Here is a 26,039-nt window from a genome sequence, read left to right as displayed (position 1 = left end):
GGATGTCCACCTCACCCCAAACCGAGAACCAGCTCCTGGCAGAAAATGTCGAGCTGCGTGCGCGGCTGCAGGAGATCGAAGAAACTCTCCGCGCCATTCGCCATGGCGAGGTGGATGCCCTCGTCGTGGATGGCAGCTCAGGCCCGCAGGTTTATATCCTCCAGACCTCCGACTCCGAGTCGAACCGCTTCCGTAGCGACATCCTCTCCAAGGTGACCGATGCCGTCGTGGCGATCGATGAGGACTTCCATGTGATCTACCTCAATGCCGCCGCGGAGGAGCAGTACGAAGTGAAGGCTTCGGAGGCCCTGGGCCAGCATCTCAAGACTCTCTACGATTATCGCTGGATCCGCGAGGGTGACAAGCAGCAGGCCAAAGAAGCCCTTGATCAAACAGGGCATTGGCGCGGTGAGAACATCCACATTCTCCGCTCAGGAGAGAAGATCTTCGTCGAGTCCGCAGTGAGCAGGCTCTATGACAAGGACGGCACGCCTTCGGGCCTCTTGAGCGTGATTCGGAATGTTACCGGCAGACGCGTTGCCGAGGCGGCTCTCCGCGATTCAGAAGAGCGCTATCGAACTTTGTTCGAGACCATCGACGAGGGCTTTTGTGTCATCGAGATGATCTTCGATGAGGATCAGAAGCCCGTGGACTATGCTTTCGTCCAGATCAGTCCATCATTCGTAAAGCAGACGGGGCTTGGCGATGTCGTGGGAAAAAGGATGCGTGACCTGATCCCGGAGCATGAGGATCATTGGTTCGAGACTTACGGCAGGGTGGCGATGACCGGTGAGTCGGCTCGCTTTGTGAATCACGCGAAAGGCCTGAATCGCTGGTATGATGTGCATGCTTCCCGTTTCGGTGCGGCTGAGCAGCGGAGAGTGGCGGTCTTGTTCAATGACATCACGGAACGGAAGCTCGCCGATGAAGCCCTGAGAGAAAGCGAGCGAACCTTGGCGGCTCAGGCTGCCGCCCTTCGGCAGGCCGACAGGAACAAGGACGAATTCCTGGCGATGCTTGCGCATGAGCTTCGTAATCCCTTGGCTCCGCTTCGAAACGCCGCCGAGATCCTCCAGACAGAAGGTGTTTCGGAAGACGATCGCGCCCGTTCCCAGACGCTGATCTCCCGTCAGATCGAGAACATGAGCCGGATGATCGATGATCTGCTCGATGTCTCCCGCATCACCGAGGGAAAGATCGAGCTCCGCAAGGAGTCGATCGAGCTGGAAGCGATCTTGCTTGCCGCGGCAAACATCGCGCGATCGAACTGCTCGGCAAACGGACAAAGTTTCGAGCTGTCCTTGCCTTCCGAACCGCTTTTCCTGAATGCCGACGGCACTCGCTTGGAGCAGATCTTGGGCAATCTGCTAGGAAATGCCTGCAAGTATAGCGGCGCGGGCAGCCACATTGTCCTTAGTGCCGAGCGCGACGACTGCTCCGGTCGACCACAGGTCATGATCCGGGTGCGGGACAATGGTATCGGGATCGATCCTCAATTGCTTCCCCGCGTCTTCGAGCTCTTTGTTCAGGCGAGCCGGACCCTGGATCGTGCGCATGGCGGGTTGGGCATCGGCCTCACCATCGTCCATCGCTTGGTGAAGCTCCATGGCGGGAGCATTGAAGCCCGGAGTGATGGCTTGGGCCGGGGCGCCGAATTCATCGTGCGCTTGCCCGTTCTAGATGGGGTGCCGGCAAGCAAGGTTCATGATTCGGAGATAGCGCCGCAGCAACGTTCCCTCCGCATGCTGATCGTGGACGACAACCGGGATGCCGCAGAAACAATGGCCATGTTGCAAGGGATGCTCGGCCACGAAACGCGTGTCGCTCACGCCGGCCCGGATGCCTTGGTATTGGCTGGAGAGTTCATACCGGAGGTCGTGATTCTCGATATCGGGCTTCCGGGCATGGATGGTTTTGAAGTCGCGCGGAAGCTTCGTGAGATGCCCTCGATGAAGGATGCCTTCCTCATCGCCCTCACCGGTTACGGCAGCGGAAACGACCGCCAACTCGCCAAGGAAGCCGGCTTCGACGAGCACCTCACGAAGCCTGCCGACTTGAACCTCCTGAAACGATGGCTGCTGGAGCGTGGCCGGGTTTCAGCGTCGTAGATCCAGCGTCAGCGGGAAGTCCATGGTGGGATCCGCCAGCGGCACTTCGGTATAGCTCACCGCAGGACCTCCGGCACGATCTTCCACCCGGTGATAGCCGAAGCCTCCGGTCGAGGCGGGTTCCACCACGCCGGGCGTGTGGCCGTGTTGCCAGAAACGGCTTACACGCCGAGACTCCGCTTCATAGGCATTCACGGGGAAGGTATCGTAGCTGCGGCCACCCGGATGCACCACGTGATACACGCAGCCGCCCAGTGAACGGCGGTTCCAGGTATCCACCACATCGAAGGTCAGGGGAGTATGCACACCGACGGTGGGATGCATTGCGGACCATGGGTCCCACGCCTTGTAGCGGACCCCGGCGACATGTTCGCCACGGCGGCCGGTTGGCCGTGTCGGGATGCGGCGGCCATTGCAGACCAGCACATGCCTTCCCTCCACCATGCCCGTGATCTTCACCTGCACACGTTCCACCGATGAGTCCACATAGCGGGCGGTCCCGGAAGAGGTGCTTTCCTCGCCAAGCACATGCCATGGCTCCAAGGCGGCACGGATTTCCATCTCCACGCCATCGTGGCAGACTCGTCCGTAAACCGGGAAGCGGAACTCGTGGAATGGCTCGAGCCACGACGCTTCGAAAGGAACTCCGGAATTCTTCAGGTCCAGCGCCACGTCCTTCAGATCCTCGCGGACGAAATGCGGGAGCATGAAACGATCGTGCAGCTCCGTGCCCCAGCGAACCAGCTTCCGGTGATAGGGCTCCTTCCAGAATTTCGCGACCAGCGCGCGCACGAGAAGCATCTGCACCAGGCTCATGCGCGCATGCGGCGGCATTTCGAAGGCACGCAGTTCCAGGATGCCCAGCCGTCCGCTGGCCGTGCCGGGTGCGTAGAGCTTGTCGATACAGAATTCAGCGCGATGCGTATTGCCGGTGAGATCCGTCAGCAGGTTGCGCAGAACGCGATCGACCATCCACGGTGGATCTCCCGCTTCTGGCAGCTCGCCGAAGGCAATCTCCAGTTCGAAAAGCCGGTCGTCACGTCCTTCATCGACTCGTGGAGCTTGGCTGGTCGGACCGAGGAAGAGCCCGGAGAAAAGGTAAGAGAGCCCGGGATGATGCTGCCAGTAGGTGATCAGGCTACGCAACAAACCCGGGCGGCGGAGGAAGGGGCTGCGGTCCGGCGTTTCGCCACCGAGTGTCACGTGATTGCCGCCACCGGTTCCCGTATGGCGGCCATCGAGCATGAATTTCTCGGTGCCCAGCCGGGAAAGTCGCGCGGCTTCATAGAGCGTTGTCGTATTGTCCACCAGGTCTCTCCAGCGAGTCACCGGATGTACATTAACCTCGATGACTCCGGGATCAGGCGTGACCTTGATGCGTTCCACCCTTCGGTCCCATGGCATCTCGTAGCCCTCGATGATTACGGGAAGCTTCAGCGTGGAAGAAACCTCTTCGACCGCTTCCAGCAGCATCAGATAGTGCTCCAGATGGGTGACCGGCGGGAAGAACACGTGCAGCTTGCCGTTCCGTGGCTCGAAGCAGACTGCCGTTTGCGGCACTCCCTTGAAGATGCCCGAATCCGCTGCGGGCGGCGCACCCGGCGCAACGCCCGTTGACGTCTGCAAGGTGCGACCGGCAGGAAGCATCGCTCCATGAACAGGCAAGCTGGGAACCGGTTCCATCGGCGATGCCTCTAGCGGTGCGGATTCCGTGGCCGCCTCCTTCGGGGCCTTGGGCAGCGAATCCAGCGGCAGCCGGAAACCCATGGGGGATCCTCCGGGAACGAGCGACATGCGTCCACGCCGGAAAGTCCACAGCGCGCTCTGCCACGTTTCCTCCTCCGCATCCCATTCCAGTGGCAGTGCGAAGCCGGTGGGTTTCGAAAGCCCTCGGTCTAACAGCGTGGCCAGGTAGCGGCGCTCCAACGGATCATCCAGATCCGCGGAGTAGGGATCGACGTTCGTCGGGAGCGTGCTTTCGCGCCAAGCATAGTAAAAGGCATCTTCGAATCCCGCCACAAGGTGCGATGGCTCGCAGCCCAGGATATCGATCATCCGGGCTGCAAAGCGGCGCGCATCCTCGATCCCATGGCCAAGATCGGAGTTCGGATCAGCGAGCAGGCGCTCATCTTTCCACAAGGGCTGCCCGTCTTTCCTCCATAGCACCGTGTAGGCCCAGCGTGGCAAAGGCTCACCCGGATACCACTTGCCCTCTCCGTAGTGGAGCAAGCCGCCGTTCGCGAACACATCCTTCAGCCGCTTCAGCAAATTGAGCGCCAGCTTCCGCTTCGCCGGACTATCGGCAGAGACGTTCCACTCTGCGCCCTCCATGTCATCGATGGAAACGAAAGTGGGCTCGCCACCCATGGTCAGTGCCACATCGTCCGCTTCCAAGAGTGCATCCACCTTCTCCCCGAGGGCATTGATCGAATCCCACTCGCTGTCGCTGTAAGGCTTTGTCACCCGCGGATCCTCATGCACGCGCGTGACCTCGTTCGCCCAGACGAACTCCGTCTTGCACTCATCCACCGCACCCACCACCGGTGCCGCACTGGCAGGCTCCGGCGTGCAGGAGAGGGGGATGTGTCCTTCTCCGGCGAAAAGCCCGGAGGTCGGATCCAGACCCACCCAGCCCGCGCCCGGGATATAGACCTCCGCCCAAGCATGGAGGTCCGTGAAATCTTCGGCCGGCCCGGATGGTCCATCCAGCGACTCCTGATCCGGCTTCAACTGCACCAGATACCCGGAAACGAAACGCGCCGCGAGACCCAGATGGCGCAAGGCCTGCACCAGGAGATAGGCGGAATCCCGGCATGAGCCGGTACCCCGTTCGAAAGTCTGCTCGCAGCTCTGCACCCCCGGCTCCAGGCGGATCACGTAGCCCACCGCCTGATGCACCCGCATGTTCACATCCACCAGGAAATCGATGGTCCGGGCCTTCTCCCGCGGGATCTTCTCCAGCCACTCCATTAGCTGTGGCCCCCGCTCCCGGATCTTCAGGTAGGGAGAAAGCTCATGCTTGAGGGACGGCGGATAGTTGAAGGGAAATTCCTCCGCATACTCTTCCAGGAAGAAGTCGAAGGGATTGATGACGGTCATGTCCGCCACCAGGTCCACCACGATGCTGAGCCTGCGGGTTTTCTCAGGGAACACGACCCGGGCATTCCAGTTTCCAAAGGGGTCCTGCTGCCAATTGATGAAGTGGTTCGCCGGCTCGATATTCAGCGAATACGCGAGGATCGGAGTCCGCGAGTGCACACAGGGTCGCAGCCTCACGACGTGGGGCGAAAGATTCACCTCGCGGTCGTAGCGATATTCGGTGACGTGATGGAGGCCGACTCGGATTGCCATGGAATCACCCCTATGAAGCGCCAGCCATGCCAATTGATGCAAGGACCGAAGCTCTCCGAAGAAACCGTCACAGGTGCAGACCCTCGCACGGGGTCGCTAGGGGCTTTTCGCAGCCCGTCCATCGATGGTAGAGCAGGGCGATGACGACACCCGCCTTCACCTTTGCCAATGGGGACCGTATGCCGGCCTTGGGACTCGGAACTTGGAAAGCCGCGCCCGGCGAAACGGCGGCTGCCGTCACCGAGGCCTTGAGGATCGGCTACCGCCACATCGATTGTGCCCCGCTCTATGGCAATGAGGCGGAAATCGGCGAGGCGCTTGCCGCCGCCATCAGCTCCGGCCTGGTGAAGCGCGAGGAACTGTGGATCACCTCGAAGCTCTGGAACAACAAGCACCTCCCGCATGATGCCCGCCCCGCGCTGGAGAAGTCCTTGGCCGATCTCCGCCTCGATTATCTGGATCTCTACCTCATCCACTGGCCGATCGCCCTGAAACCGGAGATCGAGTTTCCGACTAGCGGCGCTGATTTCCTCTCGCCCGGGGATGCCCCGCTCGAGGACACGTGGAGTGCCATGGAGAGTTTCGCAGACGCGGGGCTTTGCCGTCACATTGGTGTCTCGAATTTCAATGTGCACCGCCTGAAGCATCTTTACGTTCGCTCCCGAATTCGGCCCGAGGCGAATCAGGTGGAGAGCCACCCCCTCTTGTCCCAACAAATGCTCTTGGATTTCTGTGGCCCCGCGGGAATTGCTCTCACGGCCTATTCGCCCCTCGGTTCGCCGGACCGCCCGGCGCGGCTGCAGCGTGGCGATGATCCGCCCTTGCGCGATGCCCCGGAAATTCTCCAAGTCGCTGCCAAACATGGCATTTCGCCCGCTCAAGTGCTCTTGGCGTGGGCAGTGAGCCGCGGAACCTCCGCCATTCCGAAATCGGTGAATCCCGAACGCCTGAAACAGAATCTGGAGGCCGCCTCGATCCGGCTCGACGAGGAAGACATGGAAAAAATCGCGGGCATGAACCAGTTCTACCGTTTCATCGATGGTGCCCTGTGGGCGATGGAGGGGTCTCCTTACTCGCTGGAGTGGCTATGGCGCGGGCATGACACAGAGTGATGCTCCCGGCGAAAACAAGGGGCGGCGGCGTGCGTTTAGGTCTTATCCATGAAACTCGCCGCCACCGCCCTGGTTCTGACCGTTTCGCTTGCCTCAGGAGCCGAGCCTTTCCTCTCACCGGTCTTTACCGACAACATGGTCCTCCAGCGGGACCAGAAGGATGCCGTCTGGGGCTGGTCGAAGCCAGGAGATCAGGTCACGGTGAGCATCGCGGGACAATCCGCGACCAGCAGCGCCGGTGCCGACGGGAAATGGAGCGTCCTGCTGCCACCTCTTCCGGCTGGAGGCCCCCACACGCTCACTGTTTCCGGCCCGGAAAACGTCACGCTGAACAACGTTTTGGTGGGGGATGTGTGGATCTGCTCCGGCCAATCCAACATGGAGTGGCGCGTCAACGACACCAATAACGCCCAAGCCGAAATCGCCGCTGCCAATTTCCCGCAGATCCGCCACATTGAGATCCCGCACGTCACCGCCGCGGAGCCGCAGAAGACTGTTGCTACCGACGGATGGAAAGTAGCCAGCCCGGAGACGGTCTCACGCTTCACCGCCGTAGGCTTCTATTTCGGCCGCAAGCTGAATGAGGACCTGAAGGTCCCGATCGGCCTCATCCACACTTCGTGGGGTGGCACCATCGCCGAGGCATGGACCAGCAAGGAAGCGCTGACGCCGATGAATGATTTCAATCAGGCGATGGCTGATCTCGAGCGTCGCACGAAGACCCCCGAGCCGGACCCGCAGATTGCCTGGTATGCTGCCAATGATGAAGGTAGCAAGGGTGGTTCTTTCCCATGGGCCGCAACGGACTTCGACGATTCCGGCTGGTCCACGATGAACCAGCCGCAGGAGTGGACGGCCTCCAATATTCCCGATGTGACCGCCCTCGATGGTTCCGTCTGGCTGCGCCGCAGCGTGGATCTTCCCGCAGACTTCGCCGGGAAGGAGGCGGTGCTGAGCCTGGGCCCGATCGATGACGAGGACGCGGCGTGGGTGAATGGCCAGAAGATCGGGGAGACCGCCGGTTTTGCCACCCCGCGCGAATACACGGTGCCTACAGGACTTCTCAAGGAAGGAAAGAACGTGATCGCGGTTCGTGTGATGGATGCTAGTGGCAAGGGCGGCCTGACCGGAACGGCCGAAACCGTGAAGCTTGAAAGCAAGGGACTGAATCCGATCCCGCTTGCTGGCCCGTGGCACTACAAGGTCGGCTCGGATCTCACCAAGACCTCGGCCTTCCCGCGACGCATGGGGGACAATCCAAACGTCCCTACGGTCCTCTACAATGCCATGATTGCCCCGCTCTTGCCCTACGGCATCAAGGGTGCCATCTGGTATCAGGGTGAAAGCAATGCGGGCCGCGCGGCGCAGTATCGCAAGCTGCTGCCGACCATGATCGGCGATTGGCGCCAGCGCTTCGGGCAAGGCGAGTTTCCCTTCTATATCGTTCAGCTTGCCAATTTCATGCAGGCCAAGCCGGAGCCCGGCGAAAGCGAGTGGGCGGAGCTGCGTGAAGCCCAGGCCATGACCGCGAAGAAGCTGCCTAACAGCGGTTTGGCCGTGGCCATCGATATCGGCGAAGCGAATGATATCCACCCGCGCAACAAGCAAGATGTGGGCAAGCGCCTCGCCTTGCAGGCCTTGGCCAAGACCTATGGCCAGAAGGTCGTCCCGTCCGGTCCGGAATTCCGGGAGGCAAAGACCGAAGGAGGCACGATCCGCCTGAGCTTTGACTACGCGGGTGGGGGACTCGTTGTGAAAGGAGGGGGGCTGAAAGGCTTCTCGATTGCCGGAGCAGATAAAAAGTTCGTCTGGGCGGATGCGAAGATCGATGGCGGCACCGTTGTCGTCTCCTCACCACAGGTTCCCGCTCCGGCTGCGGTTCGCTATGCGTGGACCGAAAACCCCGATGCAACGCTCTTCAATGCCGAAGGTCTGCCGGCAATTCCGTTCCGTACGGATACTTGGCCCGGCGTGACCGAAGGTAGGAAGTAAGCGGTCTGATTGCGGCTTTCTGAACCACATCTCCCGGGCTATAGGATCCGGGAGATGTGTTCGCCCTCCCAAGGCCCGGTATCCGGAGAGATCTACAACAGGACATCCGCGCGATCCCTCATCTGGAAGCTCCGCCTGCTCCTTACGCTCGGCGTCGGCCTCCCGGCGAGCATCGTTGTTTACTTGGCGACCGCCATTCACGGGATATGGCGATCCCGGCGTCGCTTGCTGAAACGACGCGCCGCCCGCGAACGCAAGCGGCTCCGGCTCCTCAGGGAATCATCACCGAGCGCACCGCCGGCCTGAGAGACGAGGGGAAGCTCGGCTTGAAGTGGATCCGACGGTCCCTCGTGATCCAAAAGGAACTAGCCACCGGCAGGGGATCCGCCTCGAAGATCGCGCGCAGTTGTTTGATTTGCGCGGAGGTCGGATGGCCCTTCCGGACGCGAATGCGTCCGGCGCGGACTTCGATCCAATCGATGGCGACCTTGTCGATGAATTCTGCCATGGCTCGTGAACGAATCGTGGCGGAAACGGACGCTGTCAGAAATGCTTCATCACCTTCTCCACCGCGGCTTCCGCGGTGAGGCCGTGAAGCTTCATCAGGATGTCCGGTTTGCCGTGCTCCACGAACTCATCCGGCCAGCCGATACGCTCGACCGGTGTGGTGATTCCTGCATCGCTCAGCAGTTCGATCACGCCGCAGCCGAATCCGTTGTGAAGGACATGGTCTTCGAAGGTGCAGACCACCTTGCACTGCTTGGCCATGCGCTCGAAGACGGCATTGTCCAGAGGCTTGATGAAGCGAGGATTGACCAGTGCGACGGAGAGACCGCGTGCTTCCAGTAGTTCCTTGGTCTTCTCTGCCATGCCGAACAGCGTGCCGAGGCCGATGAGGGCGACGTCCACGCCTTCTGAAACGACCACCGCCTTGCCGAGTTCGATCGGCGGGACGGGCGCGTCGAGCGGACTGCCATTGATCGGGCCGCGCGGATAGCGGATCGCGGAAGGGCCCGCCTCATAGTTGGCCATCCACTTGAGCATCGCCACGAATTCGGCTTCGTTCGCCGGTTGCATGTGGACGATTCCCGGAACCGGGCGCAGGTAGCCGATGTCGAAAAGTCCGTGGTGTGTCGGGCCGTCATCGCCGGACAGGCCTCCGCGGTCCATGCACAGGCGCACGGGCAGGTTTTGCAGCGCCATGTCATGGACGATCATGTCGTAGGCACGCTGCATGAACGTGGAGTAGATCGCGAGGAAGGGCTTGAAGCCCTTTGTTGCCATGCCGCAGGCGAAAAGTGCCGCATGTTCTTCCGCGATGCCCACATCGTAGTACCGGCCGGGCAGTTCCTTCTTGAAGATCTCCAGCTTGGTGCCGCCGGGCATCGCCGCGGTGATGGCCACCATCTTCTCATCCGTCTTCGCCATGTCCGTCACCGTGCGGCCGAAGATATCGGAGCAGGTCGGCGTGGCGGAGAGGTCGGTCGAGCCATCCTCGATCTTGTAGGCACCGAGGCCGTGGAACTTGCCGGGATTGTCGAGCGCCGGCTGATAGCCACGGCCCTTCTCCGTGATGATGTGGAGGACTACCGGTTCATGCAGCGTCTTCAGGTGCTCGAAAGTGCGGACCAGCAGCGGCAGGTCGTGCCCATCAATCGGGCCGTAGTAGCGCAGGCCGAACTTCTCGAAGAGCACGTTCGGGAAAAGCAGGTTCTTCGCGCCTTCCTCCACCTTGTGGGCGAGCTTCCGCACTGCCTTGCCGGCCACCTTCTCCACGAACTCCGCGGCGGTATTCCGCACGCTGGCGTAGGTGGAGTGGGTCTGCAGCGCATTGAAGTAGCGGGCGATCGCCCCCACATTCTTGTCGATCGACCATTCGTTGTCGTTCAGCACCACGATGAAGCGCTTGGTCGTCTCGGCGATGTTGTTCAGTGCCTCAAGCGTCGGGCCGCAGGTGAAGGCGGCATCGCCCGCGACGGCCACCACGTGGCTGTCTTCCTTCGCCAGGTCGCGCGCGGCAGCCATCCCGAGGGCGGCGGAAAGAGCAGTACCCGCGTGGCCTGCACCATAGGAATCGTGTTCGGACTCGCTGCGCAGCAGGAAGCCGTTCAGACCCTTGTAGGTCCGCATGGTGTGGATCCGGTCAGCCCGGCCGGTCAGCATCTTATGAACGTAGCCCTGATGGGCGACGTCGAATACGAAGCGATCCTGAGGCGTGGAAAAAACGCGGTGCAGGGCGACACTCAATTCCACGACCCCGAGATTCGGGCCGAGGTGACCGCCCGTGCGGGAAAGGCAGGTGATCAATGAGTGCCGGATTTCCTCCGCCAGCTTGGGGAGATCGGATTCCGGGAGAGCCTTGACGTCCTCGGGCGAATGAATGGCGGCAAGCAGCGGGCCGAGGGCGGAGTGCTCAGAAGAGGCGGATGTCGTCATCGTCGTCGTATTCGTCCGGGGTGCCGGGGCTTGAGCCGGCCGATTCGTCGTCTTCATCCGGAGATTCGTCTGGGTCGTCTGGAAGATCTGCGTCGGCGTTGGCCGCTTTGGCGGAAATGGTCTGGAGGCGTTTCCGGGCGGAGGCGAGGACCGTCTCGCAGCGAGCGAGCAATTTCGAGCCCTTTTCGTAGCGGGCCACCAATTCTTCCAGAGGAAGCTGCTCTTCCTCCATCGCCGCCACGATATTCTCGAGCTCCAGCAAGGCCTCCTCGAAGGAAGGTTCACCCGCGGGATCCGCGCCCGATGCTGTCTTTTTGCGGGCCATTACTTCGAACTCTGGAGCTGGGCCGGGCCGTAAAACACCATTTCTCCACCCGAAAGCCCTGTCGGGGTGCTGTAGCGCTTGTAGATATCCGCCAGCTTTGGATCGCTGCGCAGGATGCTGGTACCGTCATACGATCCAGCCGGAGCGGTCATTTCGGAAACGATTCCGTTGAAAATAAGGGAGTTGAACTCGTTGAACTGGCTGCGCACCACGCCCATGGTTCCCGACTCTGAGGAGCTTGGGCTGACGAGGAAACCTGCAAAAGGCGTTCCAAGGGAGGCGCCGCGATCTTCCAATTTGTCGAAGCCCTTCTTCGTCTTCGGAATCCACAAGCTGATCGTATCGGCGTACCACGCGACTGCCCAAGGTTGGTCGGAAACCACGACCTTTTCCTTTACGGCGGTCGCCGCGGCACCGCGATCCTTGATCAATTCCGGCAGGAACTTGTGAAGAATGTCAGGACGGTAGGGCGGCCAGTGCGGCACGCCGCCTTTGCTCATGTGCATGCCGATGTTCACCTTGTTCGGCAGCGTCAGCAGCATGGGTGCGGCGGAAAGCACGATAAGCACGATGAAGTGCGCGTTTCGCAGGAATGGCGCGTTTGCCACCACCTCAAGGCGGCTCCACAGGATGGAGAGGAAAGCCAAGCCGTAGCCCGCCATCACCGGCGCGAAGAGGATGTGGATCTGGTTTGGATGGATGGCCACCTCACGATCGATCCCGAAAAGAGCCATGCCGAGTGCGGCGAAGACCCACATCAGCAGAATGCCCCAGCGGAAATTCGCGATGGTCGAGCGCTTGAAGGGGTGCAGCAGCGCGATGAAGAAAACCGGTGCCGCCAGGATACCGCCGAGGAATGGCAGCAGGTCGGACGCCTGCACCAAGGTCGTGCCGAGGATCTTCACCAGCAGGCCGTCGAGGGAGAGCGGCTCGCTCTCAAGGTCATGGTTCCGCATCACCAGCGACTCCGTGCCGCCACCGATGCCATTGTAGAGGACGTAGAAACCGGTGCCGAAGGGCTGGCCGACGATCCCGCTCGCGCGGATCAGCGGGAAGGAAACCGCCACCGCCAGCATGACCAAGGCGACGATCGCCACGATTCCGCGCGGCTTGAAGGCCACCGCGGCGTAAATCAGGTAGCCGAGGAAAATCCACGCGGTGAGCCAATGGGTTAGCACCATCAGCACGAAGAAAAGGGCTCCCAGCAGCGCCGGACCGAAGGCCGGACGGCCTTCCTCCTGAGCCTCGAGCCCGCGGTAAGTGAAATACAAGCCACAGGAGAAAAGCAGCAGCAGCAGCATCTGGGGCAGTCCGCTCTGCGAGAAACTCCAGAAAAGGTCACATAGCATCATCAGCACCGCCGTCACTCCGGCGATCTTCGCGTCGAAAATCCTGCCGATCAGAAGGTAGCAAACCCCGATCGACATCAGGAAAAACAGCGTGGAAATCAGCGCGATCACCCGGTCCAGCGGGAAAACCAGTTCATCCTTCGCCATTGGCCAGGCGTCAGGTTTGTCCGCACCCACGAGCTTGAGCACCGCTCCCAGAATCAGCGGGTTCAGCGGAGCATGGTAGGTGTCCTTGAAGCCTGTGAAGGGAAGCGCACCCTGATTCGTCTTCTCGGCCTCATAGTAGGCCAGCGGGCGGATCATCTTGGTGGTGAAGCCCTCGCCGCGGGCGATCTGGCGGGCGATCTGGGCTTGCTCCATCGCCTGGGGCGAGGACAGGCCGCGGAAAAGCGGCATCAGGTTGAGCAAGGTGAAACTGATCAGGACCAGAAAGAACAGGATCCTGCGGATCATTACCGCCGTTTCGAAATGCGAGGTCGTGGGGCTGCTCATAGAGGTCTGTCGGGCGCGCCGACGGGCTTCAGTCCTCCTCCTCCTTCAGCTTTCGCTGGAGGGTGCGGCGGCTGATGCCGAGGATCTCGGCGGCCCGCGTCCGGTTGCCTCCGGCTTCAGCCAAGGCGGCGCGGATGGCGCTTGTTTCGAGCGCATGCAAATTCAATTCCCGTGGGGCGGCAAGGGTGATTTTGCCTTCCGTCGGAGCCGTCACCGGCGCTGCCAAAACAGGCACATCCCCAAGGAGCGAAGAGGGCAGGTGGTGGAGGTCGATCACCGGGTCATTGCTCATCACCACCCCGTGCTCGATCGCCGTGCGCAGCTCGCGCACATTCCCCGGCCACGGGTAGGATCGCAGGTGGCGCAGCGCCAAGTCGCTCAGCGGTTTGATCGGGCGGCCGTTCTCCTCGGCGAATTCCTTCAGGAAGACTCCGGCCAGAAGCACGATGTCCTCCACCCGATCCCGCAGCGGCGGCATCTGGATGCGCACCACATTGAGGCGGAAAAACAGGTCCTCGCGGAAATCCCCGCGCGCCACCATCGCTCCCAGATTTTTGTTAGTCGCGGCCACTACCCGGACGTCCACCTTGATCGGGGTGTTGGAGCCCACCCGCTCGATCGTGCGTTCGGACAGCGCGCGCAGCAGCTTCACTTGGATCGAGGCATCGATTTCCCCGATCTCATCCAGGAAAAGTGTTCCGCCATCCGCCTGCTCGAAGCGTCCGATGCGCCGTTGGTTCGCTCCCGTGAAAGAGCCCTTCTCATGGCCGAAAAGCTCGCTTTCCAGGATCTGCGGGGAAAGCGCCGCGCAATGAACGATCACCAGCTTCTCCGGCGGGCGTCCGCTCAAGCGATGGATCGCATGCGCCACCACCTCCTTGCCCGTGCCGGACTCACCCTCGATCAGCACGGTCGCACGCGTCGGCGCCACCTGACGGACGATATCGCTAACCTTCTGGATCGCAGGCGATTTGCCGGCGAGCCGCTCCAAGCCGGAGGAATCCGAGATCTGCTCGCGGAGCTGGCGGTTCTCTACCTCCAGCTTTCGGCCGCGCAGCGCCCGCTTCAGCAGCATCTCCACCTCGTCGAGATTCAGCGGCTTCGTGACGAAATGCCATGCTCCCCGCCGCATCGCCTCCACCGCGGTATCCACGGAGCCATAAGCGGTCATCATGATCGATACCGGTGGATGGGGCAGGGCCATCGCCTTCTCCAGCAGATCCATCCCCGAGTCCCCGCCCATCCGCAGGTCGGTCAGCAGCAGGTCGATCTGCTCGGCCTTCAGCACTGAGAGCGCCTCCGCCACATTCGAAGCCGTGAAAACCTCGAACTCCTCTTCCAGCGCCGCCCGCAAGCCATCGCGGGTGGCCTTCTCATCATCGGCAATCAGGAGAGTGGGGGTCATCATGGGAAAAAGGGGATCTCTCGTTAGTGGCTGCTCGCCTCCACGTCGATGACGCGGTCATGCGACTCCAGCAGCCGCACCGGTCTGGGACCTCTCGGCAGGTGAATCAGGATGCGCGTCCCCGCACCGGGTTCGCTCTGGATCTCGATCTCTCCGCCGTGCTCGCGCACCACCCGCCGCACGATCAACAGGCCTAGCCCGCTCCCGGATTGCTTCGTGGTCCGGTAGGGCTCGAAAAGCGCGCCCATGTGTTCCGGGGAGATCCCGGTGCCGTTGTCCGAGATGCTCAGCGTCGCCTCAAATTCATTCGCCTTCGCCGAAATTCGGATCAATCCGTGTTCACCGCCGATCGCCTGATAGGCATTCCGCAGCAGGTTGTAGAAGACCTGTTGGAATTGCCCCGCATCCGCCTCCATTGATGGAAAATGCTCGGCCACATCCAACTCCACGGAGATCCCCCGTGCCTCGAGCTCCGGCTCTAGCAGCCGCAGCGCATCGCGCAGCACCTTCGTCAGATCGCAGCGCTCCCGGTTCGGCGTGGAAGGCCGGACCGCCTGCAAGAATTGCTTCAGGATCGTATCCAGCCGCTTGATCTCATTGCGCGCCGTCGTCAGGTGCTCCTCCAGTGGAGCCCGGTCACCCGGCGGCAGCTTGCGCAGCTTCCGCGCCATCAACTGCAGGTGGATATCCAGCGAATTGAGCGGATTCCCGATCTCATGCGCCACCCCGGCCGCGAGAAGCGTGAGCGCGTTGAGGCGCTCGGATTCCAGCGTCTGCTCCGCCTCCTGCCGCGTCACCGTCAGGTCCCGCACCAGCATCACCCAGCCGACCGCCATCGCTTCGCTCCCCTCCGGCTTGATCGGGGAGAGGTAGAAATTCAGAAAGCGGTTCTCCGGATAAAAGACCTCCAGATCCCGCGACACCGACATCCCCGGCTTTGCCAACGAATCCCAGTCCAGCCCCGGAATCATCGCCGCTAGTCGCATTCCCGGCGCGTCTTCCGCCTTCACGCCGAAGAAACGGCAGCCGGCACCGTTGATGAAGGTGATCTCGCCGTCCTCATCCAGGACGATCACCCCCTCGTGCAGCGCCTCGAAAACCTGCTCTAGGAAGCCCTTCTCCCGCACTAGCCGGTCCAGCAACTGCCGGGCTTCCGCCGGATCGATCCGGTCGATGCGGGCGAGCAGTTTGTCGAGGAAGCCGGGTTTCAAAGAATTGCGGGGTTCCGGTTTTCAGGTTCAGGATCGGGCATGGAAAACGTGATGGTCGTCCTCTGCACCTTTCCCGATCTTGATCAGGCGCGACAGATTGGCGCGGCTCTGGTGGAAAGGCAAGTGGCGGCCTGCGTCAACATCCTTCCCGGCGCCGAGTCCATCTATCGCTGGGAAGGCAAGGTCGAGCGGGCAGGGGAGGTGTTAAGCCTGATCAAGACCACCCGCTACCCCGAACTCGAAGCCGCCATTCGCGAGCTCCACCCCTACGAAGTCCCGGAAATCATCGCCCTCCCCCTCACCACCGGTCTCCCCGCTTACTTGGCATGGGTGCGGGAGAGCTGCGCCTGAATTTCCCCGGATTGGTTCATTGCTTCTTCACACTTCGCAGCTTGCCTTGGCGGAGTTATACTAACAACTCAGCGGCGGCTCTTGGGGTACCGTGCGGATTTCCACCCCCATGCTCGAAGGCAGGAACCCTTCGGAAGGAAAACTCGCTCGGTTTGGTGGACTGATTGTTAGGCATTTGTGTCCTAGCGAAAGAGGAGACGAAAATTATGATGACATCCAAAGTGAATTCCATGTAATTACAAAGAGAATTCAGAATAAATCCATGATCCTCCGTCAGCAACTCCTCCGCTGCAGTCTCCTCCTTACCCTAATCCAAGCCCTATTCGCTGAACCCGAGGCCCGTCTTGTCCGGGACATTCATAACGGTCCGGGGCTGTTTCCTCCGGAGCCACACTTCATGACGATGGTTTCGACTCCCAAAGGAGTGATTTTCACGAGCCTTTCCAAGAAGACCGGGCATGAACTGTGGATCAGCGATGATAAGGGCACCCGTCTCTTGAAGGACATTTATCCCGGCCCCGCCTCTTCGGAGATCGAGCGCTTTTTAACCCTCAATGAAGTTGTCTATTTCACCGCGGACGATGGCATCCATGGGAAAGAACTATGGAGAACTGACGGCACTCCTGAGGGGACCCGTCTCCATCTTGATCTCTCCCCGGGTCCCATGAATTCCCACGTGTCGCCTCTTTTTGCCGCGGGTGGAAAGTTGTATATCCTTGGACCCTCTTTGGAATTGTATGGTGCCCTCTTCGCCATCGACGGTGCTGGATCTCCTCCCGTTCGAATTGATCCTCCCGCCGGAAATCCAGAACACCCGGTTGAACGGTCTATCTATGGAGGGTTCCAATTCTCGATCGGGAATGATGCTTATTTCGTTTCTGACGATTACCAGATTTGGAAATCGGACGGATCCTCCCCGGCCGTCAAGGTTGGATCCCTTGACTCCCTGAATGAGGACCAGAATCTAATCTGGAACGTGACCGCAGTGGGCGACAAGGTCTTCATTTCGACCAGCAGCGGATATTCATCACAAGGAGGGTTGTGGCTTTGGAGACCCGGGGCAGAGCCTGTGAAACTGATGGATTCAGATGGCGAAAAGAGTGGATACCACTCCTCCGCAATTCTCGACGGCCGCTTTTTCATCGTCGATACCCGCTATCTGATCGTCAGCGATGGCACCGTGGAGGGAACGCATAAACTGAAAACTCTCCAAGCTTCGGGTTACTCTGTTGACCGGGAGCTCTTTGCATGGAAGGGAAGTGTGTATTTCCGGGATCCTAAACCACACGGGATTTCCGAACTCTGGAAAGCTGACGGCACCGAACAAGGGACGGTGTTCCTTAGTAAGCTCAACGTCGTGCCTAACGGCGGCAGCCTCAGTTTTCAGGTTGTCGGGGATCAGCTGTATTTTCAGGAAGCTTCGTGGGGTAAATCCTGGCTATGGCGGACCGATGGTACTCCTGAAGGAACGGTGGTAGTGAAATTCATGAACGAGCCCGGTCAATACAGTGATGAGACTTTGCTCGGCTCCTTTGGAAACCGCCTCTATTTTGTCATGGCTGGATTGCCCATGTCCTCTCTCTGGTCGACTGAAGGCACTCCTAAAACAATGCGCAAGCTCACTCGTCCGACTGAGGGGTCCGGTTCCTTCTTCGACGATCGGGAAGAAAGTTCGATCATGACGGACGGAAAGCAGTTATTCCTGCTATCCGAGACTTTGGATTCCGAAGGGGAGATCCGGACGGAGCTGTGGAGGAGTAGCGGCACAGCTGCCGGCACGCGCCAGTATTGGTCGGCCTCTGGCAAAAGTTTGTGCAGTTCCACGATGCTCGGTTCCCGGGCGATCTATGTCGCCGATCAGGAACTCCTGATCACCAATGGTACCGGCCGCGGGACGAAGGTCTTGATGGACTTGAGGAAGGACGGAGGAACGCCCGGTAGCTACCATTCACTCTTCCGGGTCGATGGCTTGGTCTACTTCCGCGTCCAAAGGGATGACACCTCTTCCCTTTGGCGGACCGATGGAACCCCGGAGGGAACTTTGGAATTGGATGCTGGAGCAGGCTCCTCTTTCGCTTCACTGGATGGCATCTTCTATTCGTTGACATCGGACGGCAGGCTTTATCGTAGCAATGGGCAGGCGGATGGTACCTGGGAGGTGAAAGATCTCTCGTTGAGGCCGGAAGAGGCGGCGTTGAATCTCATGCGCGTTGGAAGCCGTCTGATCTTCACCACCAAGGCCGGCGCCCATCACTCGGTATGGACATCCGATGGCACTTCGGCGGGGACGACCTATGTCGATATTCTTCCCACGAGCCTCGTGATGCCGACGGACTTGGAGGGCACCCTCATCTTCTTTGCCAAGGTGGAAGGGGAATTCCGCCTGTATCGTTACAGCGGATCGGGCTTGGAGCATGTTACCACCCTGCCTCCGGGCTTCGCGATTCCCACTGATCTCATGGCCGGGAGCCGCCGCTACGCGGTCGCAGGGGGACAGCTTTACTTTCCCTGTGGACCGCTGAGAGATGCATCCCAGAACGTGGCGACCGAGCTTTGGAGAACGGATGGCACTGCGGCAGGAACTTCGCTGGTTAAGGAGATCGAGGAGGACGGGCGCTTTGGCTCCGGGCCAGGCGCGATGCTGGCAGTCGGGAATGAGATATTCTTCGCCGCCAACGATGGGATCCACGGGGGGGAGCTGTGGCGGAGCGATGGAACGGAAGAAGGAACCGTCCTTGTCACCGACATCGAGCCCGGCACTGGAAGCTCTTCCCCCAAGGATCTTACCATCTTCAAAAACAAGCTCTACTTCACTGCCGAGACCTCTGCAGTTGGGCGTGAGTTGTTCTCCTTCCCGCTGCCAAAGAAGCCTTCGGCCAAGCGCTGAGCTGCAGAAGAAAGATCATGTGGATGGCAGATGAAGCTTGAGACGCCGGGCTTCTCCCACCCTCATGCCCCCCGGGGCTCCCTTCTCGTCGTTGGAGGGAGCCCTTCTTGTGCATCCGTGCCTGAGGCCGGGGTAGAGGCCTTGAGGAGATGCTTCAGTAAAAAGGCCGGCCCCCATCCCTCTCATCCCAAACTTCTCCGAATATCCCTTTTCATTTCCCGTCTCATCGAAAGCCCTCTCCTCCGGCGATCTTGACCTTCATCCCCATATCATGAAGACAGGCACGATGCTGCGGCTCCTCGTCATCTTTTTCCTCGCCGGAGCCATCGGATGGGCCTCCGCCCGTCGCGTATCGCCGGAGCCTCCCATCTCCGGCAAGCCGACCTCCGTCCGCGTCGATGCCCCGAAGAAAGCCGCGCCACCCCGCACCCCGGAAGAACTCGCCCGCTGGACCCGCGAACGCACCGGCCTCGTCACCGATCTCGGCTACTCCTATGGTTCGGAGCCTCCGCTCACCGATTGGTCCACGGATGAACTCCGTGCCGCGCTCGCCCAAGGCATTACCGATCCCGCCGTCGTCCGCTACGGCAGCGCCTCAAAGGCACTCCACGCCCTCATGTCGGAATGGACCCGCCGCGATCCGGATGCCGCTTGGGAATGGCTCCAGCAGCTTCCCTCCGCCGTCATGCGCGCCATGCTCGGTTCCGCTCTGGCCAAGGCTTGGCCAGCCGATCGCGCGGAGGAAGCCTTTGGCTTCGTCGTCGAGCACCCGGATTACTTCGCCTATGATGGCGGCTACAGCTACTCGCCCATCATCCAGAAGTCCTTTGAATCCGCCGCCGCGCGCGGTCCCGATGCCGTGGATGCCCTCATGGATCTCATCCAGAAGAATGGAATGCAGTATCCCATCGAGGGCATGAAATTCCCCGCTGGCTTCGACTTCGCCGCTTGCGCTCGCAGCCCCGTCACCGCTGCCTTCCTCAAGCGCGCTGGAAAGCACTTCTTCGCGGATGCCTGGATGAACCAGAGCCCGGAGGAAGCCTTCGATGGCATCATCGCCCTCAATCGTGAAAACGGCACTCCCATCACCTCCGGTCTCTTTCTTGGTCTCAAGCGCCTCAACGAAAAAGAGCCCGAAGTCATGGCCGAACGTGCCCGCCGCATCGGAGCGCAAACCGGAAGTCTCTCTTCGGAAGAACAGGCCCTCATCATCCAGGCCGCAGCCAAGGACCTCTCCGGAGAACCCGCACTCCTCCGTGCCTACACCAACGCCATCCCCGATGCCGAAACCCGCGCCGTCGCGAATCTAACAGCTGCTTCACTCATGGTTTCAAAGGACGTTCCCCAAGCCCTCATCTTCCTCGAAGCCGGCAGCGCCCCTGAGACACGCCTCGACCTGCTGGAGGAATACCTCACCGCCCGCCCGAAGGACGCCTTTGGCTGGATCAATGGTGCCGATGAGCAAGGCATCCGCCAAACCCTAACCACTTGGAATGCGTCACCCGAGCGCATCGATGACCTCATCAAAATCATCAAACGCCAGAAACGCTAGGCCCTCCCAAGCTCTATCCCCGGGAGCGCGGAAGCTCCGCTCCGCAGAATAGACCTTGGAATCCCGCATCTTTCTGAAGATCGAGGCAATCCTCAAGCCACCCTTTCAAATCTCAATCTCGGCACCTCACACACTCCCTGCCTTCTCATTCCTCACCAAGTACTCGGCACTCTGCCTTTCCTTCCATGCCTCACCAGAAACTCCACCTCCCCCTTGTGATCCTCACCGGCCTCGCCGCCGGCTGGTTCCTTGGCAGCGGCAGCAGCAACAGGGCAGGGGATTCATCGCAGACCACCTCGGCCACCAACCCTTCCTCCAAACGCCCCCTCGCTCCCGAAACCCCGGATCAAACCCCGCCGCATAACTTCGCCGCCTACAAGGAGAGCATCGCCCGTCCTCTTGTCGAAGAAGAAGCTACTGCCGCCGTCGAGCGCATGAGCAGCCAGGAACTCCGCACCGTCCTCCTCGATTCCCCTGCCTACGAATGGCAGGACTCCAGCCCGGAGAAATACCTCCGGAAGATCGCCGTGAAGGCAGCGGCAAAAGAACTCGTCCGCCGCGAAGGCCTCGCCGCCGTGACTTGGGCGCAGGGCACGGAAAAGATGCAGGCCTGGCTTTACGTCCTTGCCGCCTTCTCCGCACTCGATCCCGCCGCAGCCCTCCCGCACGTCCGCGAGTTCAACAAACACCACAACGATCCGAATACCGGCATCGGCTACACCTTCTCGACTGCGGCCCGCAATGCCGCCGCGCTCCGCGGCGCCAAGGAGTTGCTGGAGGCCCAACAGATCTCCGATAGCTACGATGCGGGGAACCTTTACGAACTCGCCCCGGACTTCGACTTCGCCGCTTACTTCGCGAAATGCCCCAAGCCCGTCGAAGCCGATGACCTCATGAAATCATGGGCCGCCGCCGATCCCGATGCCGCGGCGAAGGCCGTCGTCGAACGCTTCCACACCGGTCCCCCGGATGAATCCCTCATGGGCCAGGCTCACCGCGGCTACGCCACCATCCACGGCGAAACCGCTGCCGCCGAATGGAGCACCGCTATCCTTGCCAAGCTCTCTCCGGACCATCGCGAACACGGCCTCCGCAGCCTCACCCGCGAGATCTCACCCTCTCGCGCTGCCGCCATCGTCACCGTCCTTTCCGATCCGGAGGACCGCAGCTTCTTCATCCAGCAAGTCATGGCCGCCGGCCCCCGCGCCGATGGCGATGCCCCCCTCGCCGCCTTCCAAGCGCTCGAGACCGAAGAAGCCCGCGTCCAAACCATGATCGACGCCGTCAAAGCCACTCGCCCCGAAACCTGGCAAAACCCCGACTCCCGCGCCTACCACACCAAGCGCATGGAAACCCTGCTAGAGGAGCTCCGCGTCTCCGACCAAGGAAAGCAGCAGTGGCGCGCGGCATTACCTGAATAACTGTTCAAAAAATCAGTCAATTTGGTGGTGTTCGCTTGACTAGTGTTCGATAAAGTGTTCAGTGGAACACGTGAAACTTCTGACTCTTGCTCTGCGCGAATGGATGCGGTCACGGACAGCGTCTGACTTTGACATCAGCCTTCGTCCCTTGGCGGAGGAGCTTTCCGGCGAAGCCAGCCCATGGGGCCGCCGTCGCGTGCTCCTGTGTTCGGGTGCCGCTTCCACCTCAACCGCCACGGCCCCATGATCGCGACCCTCGACGATAGCCCGCCGCCTAGCCTTACCGCTCTTCTTGAGCATTGTGAGATTGGCGATTGGGAACCGACCGGCATGGTCTTCGAATGGTGGGGCCGCCGTGGCATCCAGTGGTATCAGCCCCTGCGAGATGATGATGGCCGCAGCGATCCCTTCGATGAGGCCTCCTTCGATATGGGGCGCCCGATCTGGCGCTTCGAGCGTGTTCCTCATCCCGACCGCATGGCTTCCCAACTCGGCCGCCCGCTCTCCGTCTGGAAGCGCATCTCCTGACCGAGCGGGCGGCTCAAGCCTCTCCACAACCCGCCTCGGGACCGCCAGTTGGAGAGCCACCGACCTCCAACCAAACCCCGCCTCACGCCACGGATCAAAATGGCCCCTGCACTCTTCCTCTCCGTCCTCCTCCTGCGATCCCCGCGCCTCCGCTCTCGCATCAAGGTCTGCCTCCCGACCCCGCCGTCCCGCGAAAAGTCCAAGCTCTCACCGTGATTGCTGCCCACGTATCGCCCGACACCATCTCCACGTTTCCTCAGCGACCTCTGCGCCTCCGCAGTTCAATCATCTCTCAAACCCGAAGCAGAAGCCGAAGCTCGAAGGAAAGATCACGGGATGCGAGGCCAGCGCCATACCCCCGGCGCGGCCCGCACTCCGCCTTTCCTTCGAGCTTCGGTTTTGGCTCGCCACCCGCGCCCACTCCCGGGCTCGCCTCACCTCCCTCCCTCAGCCCGAAACGCCTGTTAATTTCCCTGATATAACAGGCGGAACAGGCGCGATGAACCCCACCCCCCGGATGCTCATCCGCCCAAAGCCGTCCGTTTCTCGTCCGGGAAGCGCATCTCCCGACCGAAGCGGGCGGCTCCTTTCCCTCTTGCCGGAGCCTTCCTTCCGCGACCTCTGCGCCTCCGCGTCTCCGCGTCTCCGCGTCTCGTTCCATCCATCTTCAAGCTCTTTGCCCTTTGCTCTCTGCTTCTTCCCTCAAAAAAACACCCGCCTTCTTGCGAAGGCGGGTGTGGGAGAGGGGAGGAGGATTCGGGTGAATCCAGTTGTCAGCAGAAAGCTGGAATTATTCGCCCAGGCCGAAGCGCACGAAGCGGCGGACGACGAGGGTGTCGCCCACTTCCTTGCCCTTGGCTTCCACGAGCTTCTTGATCGAGGTGTCCGGGTCCTTCACGAAGGCCTGCTCGAGGAGCACGGCTTCGGAGAAGAACTTGCCGATCTTACCTTCCACGATCTTCTCGATCATGGCTTCCGGCTTGCCTTCGGCAGCCAGCTGGGCGCGGTAGATGTTCTTCTCGGCTTCGATGATATCGGCGGTGATCTCGTCGCGGGACAGGCCCTTCGGAGCGGCAGCGGCGATGTGGAGGGTGATGTCCTTCACCAGGTCGCGGAACTCTTCCTTGGAAGCGGTGTCGCCGTTGGAGGCGGACACCTCCAGAAGCACGCCCACCTTGCCACCCATGTGGATGTACTGGGCGATCGCGCCGTTGTCAGCCAGGTCGAAGCGCTCGAACTTGCGGAGGCGCATGTTCTCGCCGAGTTCGAGGGTCTTGGCCTTCACGAAGTCTTCCACGGAGATGTCACCGAGCTTCACGGCCAGAGCTTCCTCGAGGGTCTTCGCGCTGGAAGCGGCAAGCGTGTCGGCGATCTCGCCCACGAAAGCCACGTAGTTGTCGTTGCGGGACACGAAGTCGGTCTCGCAGTTCACTTCGATCAGGATGCCGGTCTTGCCGTCAGCCGAAAGGCGGGCGGCGATGATGCCTTCGGAGGCTTCGCGGTCGGCCTTGGCGGCGGCCTTCATCATCCCACGCTCACGCAGGTAGGTCACGGCAGCGTCGATGTCGCCGTTGGTTTCGGTGAGTGCCTTCTTGCACTCCATCATGCCGACGTTGGTCTTCTTGCGGAGTTCGTTGACGAGAGATGCGGTGATCATGGGAAAAAACTAGCTTGGATACTTGAATCAAAAAAGCGGATCGGCGGTTTGAAGGCCGGATCCGCGGTGGAGAAAACCGGCTGCGGATTGGCTCCGCAGCCGGGAAAAGGTGACGGATCAGCCCTTCTTGGCGACGACGATCGCGTCGACCAGGTTCTGAAGGATGATGCGGATCGAGCGGACGGCGTCGTCGTTGCCGGGAACCGGGTAGTTCACCACGGACGGATCGGCGTTGGTGTCGACGATCGCGACGATCGGGATCTCGAGGCGGCGGGCTTCGGCGACAGCGATGGACTCGCGGGCGGAGTCAACGATGACGATGGCGTCCGGCTTGCCTTCCAGACCGCGGATGCCGCGGAGGTTGCGCAGCAGCTTCTCGCGCTCACGGCCAAGAGCGGAGAGCTCCTTCTTGGACATGGACTTGAATTCCGGCTGCTTCTCGATGTTCTCGAGCCACTTGAGGCGCTCGATGGACTTCTTGACGGTGGCCATGTTCGTCAGCATGCCGCCGAGCCAGCGGTGATTGACGTAGTATTGGCCGGTTGCTTCAGCGGCTTCGCGGACGGCGTCCTGAGCCTGGCGCTTGCAACCCACGAAGAGGATCTTCTTGCCCTTGCCGGCGAGGTCGGAAAGGAAATCGGAGGCCTTGTCCAGGCACTTCACCGTTTGCTCCAGATTGATGATGTAGATCCCGCCCTTGTCCTTCATGAGGTAGGGCTTCATTTTCGGGTTCCACTTCTTGGTCTGGTGGCCGTAGTGGACGCCGGCGTCCACCATCTCGCTGATGAGTTCGTTGATCATTTGAATTTCAGTGTGTCCCGCCTTGATTCAGGTCGGGCGATTCTTGGAAGACCCACCGCTTTGGCGTCCCCTTCGGTCTTCCGTTGTTGGGCGGCGGCGCAGGAAGGGGCGGGTTGGATAGGAGGGCGGGGACCTCTTGGCAAGGGAAAAGGCCTGATTTTGAACATCGAACGCCGGACTTCAGCCCTCCTCCCAGCTCTCCGGCAAGTACATGACCCGGACGAAGTTCTCCTTCACCTTCTCGTCGCGCAGGTGGCGCCCGGTCTTGCGTTCCATCACCCGCCGCCAGATCTCATTACTCCGGAAGAATTCCCCGCCGCGCCGCAGGAAGCGGTGCTTCTCCTCGTAGATCTTGTAGGTCTCCCCGATTTCCTGCTCGGAGCGCAGCTCGCCCCACAAGTCCGTCCCGGTCAGCCAGATCTTGAGTTGAAAGGTCTCGGCGGTGTCGTTCCGGAAGCAAAAATCGACGTAATTGTAGAATACCGCGCAGCCGGTGCCGAAGGGGATGCTGCGGTTCTGATCGGGAAAAGGATCGAAACTATGCGCACTCCGCTCCGTCACGGTCAGCGGGCTATGAAGGACCAGCCAATTCAGCAGGTTCGCCATCTGACAGATTCCTCCGCCCACGCCGGACTGCGCTTTTCCCATCGAAAGCTCCATCCCTTCCAAGAAACCGCGCTTCCGGGTCGGCTTCCCGACCAGACGGCAGAAGGAGAAAGCCTCGCCCGGTCCAATGCGGACGCCATCAATCAGCGGGGCCACGATTCCCAGATTCACCACCTTGTTCCGCTGGAGCTGGATGTCGGAATCGCCGAGGACCTTGATCAGCCGGGAAGAATGGCGCTTCACCAGGTGAGGCAATTGGCCGTCGTGCTTCTGCGCAAAACGGCTCCGGTCCTTCTGCCAGGCGATCTGACGGCGCAGGCGATGATACTCCACGGCGAGACGGTAAAGGAGCGGGTGCCGGTGGCTGAGAAGCATGGGAGGCTAGGTGGTATCCAGTGCATCACTTCCTCCGGAGGGGCGGCAAATTCTTAGGAATCCTTCATCGGAATTTCACC

18 protein-coding genes are annotated in these 26,039 nt (G+C 60.9%); 8 read left to right on the top strand and 10 right to left on the bottom strand.

Features of this window, described 5'->3' with window-relative positions:
• Positions 1–2: 2 nt before the first annotated feature.
• Positions 3–2,108 carry a PAS domain-containing hybrid sensor histidine kinase/response regulator gene (locus HHL09_RS06625; RefSeq protein WP_169453782.1) on the top strand — a complete coding sequence of 702 codons (2,106 nt, stop codon included), beginning with the start codon at positions 3–5 and terminating at the stop codon, positions 2,106–2,108.
• Here the strand turns inward: HHL09_RS06625 and HHL09_RS06620 are convergent.
• On the bottom strand, positions 2,097–5,459 hold the full coding sequence (locus tag HHL09_RS06620) for a transglutaminase family protein (protein WP_169453781.1): 3,363 nt from the start codon (positions 5,457–5,459) through the stop codon (positions 2,097–2,099). The genes HHL09_RS06625 and HHL09_RS06620 overlap by 12 nt on opposite strands.
• A gap of 140 nt (positions 5,460–5,599) precedes the next feature.
• On the opposite strand from HHL09_RS06620, the gene HHL09_RS06615 reads away from it, so the two are divergent.
• Together HHL09_RS06615 and HHL09_RS06610 are read left to right on the top strand one after the other, a co-directional pair.
• The gene (locus tag HHL09_RS06615; protein ID WP_169453780.1) at positions 5,600–6,571 is read left to right on the top strand and encodes an aldo/keto reductase; all 972 of its coding nucleotides are present in this window, start codon (positions 5,600–5,602) and stop codon (positions 6,569–6,571) included.
• 48 nt (positions 6,572–6,619) lie between these two features.
• Positions 6,620–8,563: a sialate O-acetylesterase gene (locus HHL09_RS06610; protein ID WP_169453779.1), complete on the top strand. Its 1,944-nt coding sequence runs from the start codon at positions 6,620–6,622 to the stop codon at positions 8,561–8,563.
• Between the two features lie 271 nt (positions 8,564–8,834).
• Here HHL09_RS06610 and HHL09_RS06605 read toward each other — a convergent pair whose 3' ends face one another.
• The 6 genes from HHL09_RS06605 to HHL09_RS06580 are packed head-to-tail and all read right to left on the bottom strand — an operon-like array spanning position 8,835 to position 15,781.
• Positions 8,835–9,071 carry a hypothetical protein gene (locus HHL09_RS06605; protein WP_169453778.1) on the bottom strand — a complete coding sequence of 79 codons (237 nt, stop codon included), beginning with the start codon at positions 9,069–9,071 and terminating at the stop codon, positions 8,835–8,837.
• A 35-nt stretch (positions 9,072–9,106) separates the two neighbouring features.
• Positions 9,107–10,999, bottom strand: a complete 1,893-nt coding sequence (dxs, locus tag HHL09_RS06600) for a 1-deoxy-D-xylulose-5-phosphate synthase (RefSeq protein ID WP_169453777.1) — start codon at positions 10,997–10,999, stop codon at positions 9,107–9,109.
• Entirely contained in the window at positions 10,977–11,324 is a 348-nt protein-coding gene (gene xseB, locus HHL09_RS06595) for an exodeoxyribonuclease VII small subunit (RefSeq protein ID WP_169453776.1), read from the bottom strand. Before xseB ends, dxs begins: the two co-directional genes overlap by 23 nt.
• Positions 11,324–13,165, bottom strand: coding sequence for an ArnT family glycosyltransferase (locus HHL09_RS06590; RefSeq protein WP_169453775.1), 1,842 nt, complete (start codon positions 13,163–13,165; stop codon positions 11,324–11,326). The genes xseB and HHL09_RS06590 overlap by 1 nt, the downstream gene beginning before the upstream one ends.
• A 28-nt stretch (positions 13,166–13,193) precedes the next feature.
• On the bottom strand, positions 13,194–14,573 hold the full coding sequence (locus HHL09_RS06585) for a sigma-54-dependent transcriptional regulator (RefSeq protein ID WP_205760988.1): 1,380 nt from the start codon (positions 14,571–14,573) through the stop codon (positions 13,194–13,196).
• 20 nt (positions 14,574–14,593) lie between these two features.
• On the bottom strand, positions 14,594–15,781 hold the full coding sequence (locus HHL09_RS06580; protein ID WP_169453774.1) for a sensor histidine kinase: 1,188 nt from the start codon (positions 15,779–15,781) through the stop codon (positions 14,594–14,596).
• A 39-nt stretch (positions 15,782–15,820) separates the two neighbouring features.
• On the opposite strand from HHL09_RS06580, the gene cutA reads away from it, so the two are divergent.
• From cutA to HHL09_RS06555, 5 genes are all read left to right on the top strand, one after another.
• Complete coding sequence (gene cutA, locus HHL09_RS06575) at positions 15,821–16,132, top strand: divalent-cation tolerance protein CutA (RefSeq protein WP_169453773.1); 312 nt, start codon at positions 15,821–15,823, stop codon at positions 16,130–16,132.
• A gap of 403 nt (positions 16,133–16,535) precedes the next feature.
• Positions 16,536–19,019 carry an ELWxxDGT repeat protein gene (locus tag HHL09_RS06570; protein WP_169453772.1) on the top strand — a complete coding sequence of 828 codons (2,484 nt, stop codon included), beginning with the start codon at positions 16,536–16,538 and terminating at the stop codon, positions 19,017–19,019.
• Positions 19,020–19,290: 271 nt separating this feature from the next.
• A complete protein-coding gene (locus tag HHL09_RS06565; protein ID WP_169453771.1) occupies positions 19,291–20,571 on the top strand; it encodes a hypothetical protein in 1,281 nt (426 codons plus the stop codon).
• A gap of 185 nt (positions 20,572–20,756) precedes the next feature.
• Positions 20,757–21,992: a hypothetical protein gene (locus HHL09_RS06560; protein ID WP_169453770.1), complete on the top strand. Its 1,236-nt coding sequence runs from the start codon at positions 20,757–20,759 to the stop codon at positions 21,990–21,992.
• A gap of 243 nt (positions 21,993–22,235) precedes the next feature.
• Entirely contained in the window at positions 22,236–22,520 is a 285-nt protein-coding gene (locus HHL09_RS06555; RefSeq protein WP_169453769.1) for a hypothetical protein, read from the top strand.
• A 790-nt stretch (positions 22,521–23,310) separates the two neighbouring features.
• Here HHL09_RS06555 and tsf read toward each other — a convergent pair.
• The 3 genes from tsf to HHL09_RS06540 all read right to left on the bottom strand — a co-directional run bounded on the left by tsf (position 23,311) and on the right by HHL09_RS06540 (position 25,959).
• On the bottom strand, positions 23,311–24,177 hold the full coding sequence (tsf, locus tag HHL09_RS06550) for a translation elongation factor Ts (protein WP_169453768.1): 867 nt from the start codon (positions 24,175–24,177) through the stop codon (positions 23,311–23,313).
• 117 nt (positions 24,178–24,294) lie between these two features.
• On the bottom strand, positions 24,295–24,978 hold the full coding sequence (rpsB, locus tag HHL09_RS06545; RefSeq protein WP_169453767.1) for a 30S ribosomal protein S2: 684 nt from the start codon (positions 24,976–24,978) through the stop codon (positions 24,295–24,297).
• Between the two features lie 180 nt (positions 24,979–25,158).
• Positions 25,159–25,959 (bottom strand): VanW family protein, encoded by an 801-nt coding sequence (locus HHL09_RS06540; protein WP_169453766.1) that lies wholly within the window; start codon positions 25,957–25,959, stop codon positions 25,159–25,161.
• Positions 25,960–26,039 lie beyond the last annotated feature (80 nt).

Origin of the sequence: Luteolibacter luteus (genome assembly GCF_012913485.1) — a bacterium.
Classification (GTDB): Bacteria; Verrucomicrobiota; Verrucomicrobiia; order Verrucomicrobiales; family Akkermansiaceae; genus Haloferula; species Haloferula lutea.
Note: the sequence above shows the minus strand (reverse complement) of the source record. Positions and strands in the feature narration are given on the sequence as shown.

What these genes read in the sequence shown, in the direction of transcription:
- rpsB (WP_169453767.1), bottom strand. Translation starts at nt 24,978, where the DNA reads ATGATCAACGAACTCATCAGCGAGATGGTGGACGCCGGCGTCCACTAC.
- xseB (WP_169453776.1), bottom strand. Translation starts at nt 11,324, where the DNA reads ATGGCCCGCAAAAAGACAGCATCGGGCGCGGATCCCGCGGGTGAACCT.
- HHL09_RS06565 (WP_169453771.1), top strand. Translation starts at nt 19,291, where the DNA reads ATGAAGACAGGCACGATGCTGCGGCTCCTCGTCATCTTTTTCCTCGCC.
- HHL09_RS06560 (WP_169453770.1), top strand. Translation starts at nt 20,757, where the DNA reads ATGCCTCACCAGAAACTCCACCTCCCCCTTGTGATCCTCACCGGCCTC.
- cutA (WP_169453773.1), top strand. Translation starts at nt 15,821, where the DNA reads ATGGAAAACGTGATGGTCGTCCTCTGCACCTTTCCCGATCTTGATCAG.
- HHL09_RS06615 (WP_169453780.1), top strand. Translation starts at nt 5,600, where the DNA reads ATGACGACACCCGCCTTCACCTTTGCCAATGGGGACCGTATGCCGGCC.
- HHL09_RS06555 (WP_169453769.1), top strand. Translation starts at nt 22,236, where the DNA reads ATGATCGCGACCCTCGACGATAGCCCGCCGCCTAGCCTTACCGCTCTT.
- HHL09_RS06620 (WP_169453781.1), bottom strand. Translation starts at nt 5,459, where the DNA reads ATGGCAATCCGAGTCGGCCTCCATCACGTCACCGAATATCGCTACGAC.
- HHL09_RS06610 (WP_169453779.1), top strand. Translation starts at nt 6,620, where the DNA reads ATGAAACTCGCCGCCACCGCCCTGGTTCTGACCGTTTCGCTTGCCTCA.
- HHL09_RS06625 (WP_169453782.1), top strand. Translation starts at nt 3, where the DNA reads ATGTCCACCTCACCCCAAACCGAGAACCAGCTCCTGGCAGAAAATGTC.
- HHL09_RS06605 (WP_169453778.1), bottom strand. Translation starts at nt 9,071, where the DNA reads ATGGCAGAATTCATCGACAAGGTCGCCATCGATTGGATCGAAGTCCGC.
- HHL09_RS06570 (WP_169453772.1), top strand. Translation starts at nt 16,536, where the DNA reads ATGGTTTCGACTCCCAAAGGAGTGATTTTCACGAGCCTTTCCAAGAAG.
- HHL09_RS06590 (WP_169453775.1), bottom strand. Translation starts at nt 13,165, where the DNA reads ATGAGCAGCCCCACGACCTCGCATTTCGAAACGGCGGTAATGATCCGC.
- dxs (WP_169453777.1), bottom strand. Translation starts at nt 10,999, where the DNA reads ATGACGACATCCGCCTCTTCTGAGCACTCCGCCCTCGGCCCGCTGCTT.
- tsf (WP_169453768.1), bottom strand. Translation starts at nt 24,177, where the DNA reads ATGATCACCGCATCTCTCGTCAACGAACTCCGCAAGAAGACCAACGTC.
- HHL09_RS06585 (WP_205760988.1), bottom strand. Translation starts at nt 14,573, where the DNA reads ATGATGACCCCCACTCTCCTGATTGCCGATGATGAGAAGGCCACCCGC.
- HHL09_RS06540 (WP_169453766.1), bottom strand. Translation starts at nt 25,959, where the DNA reads ATGCTTCTCAGCCACCGGCACCCGCTCCTTTACCGTCTCGCCGTGGAG.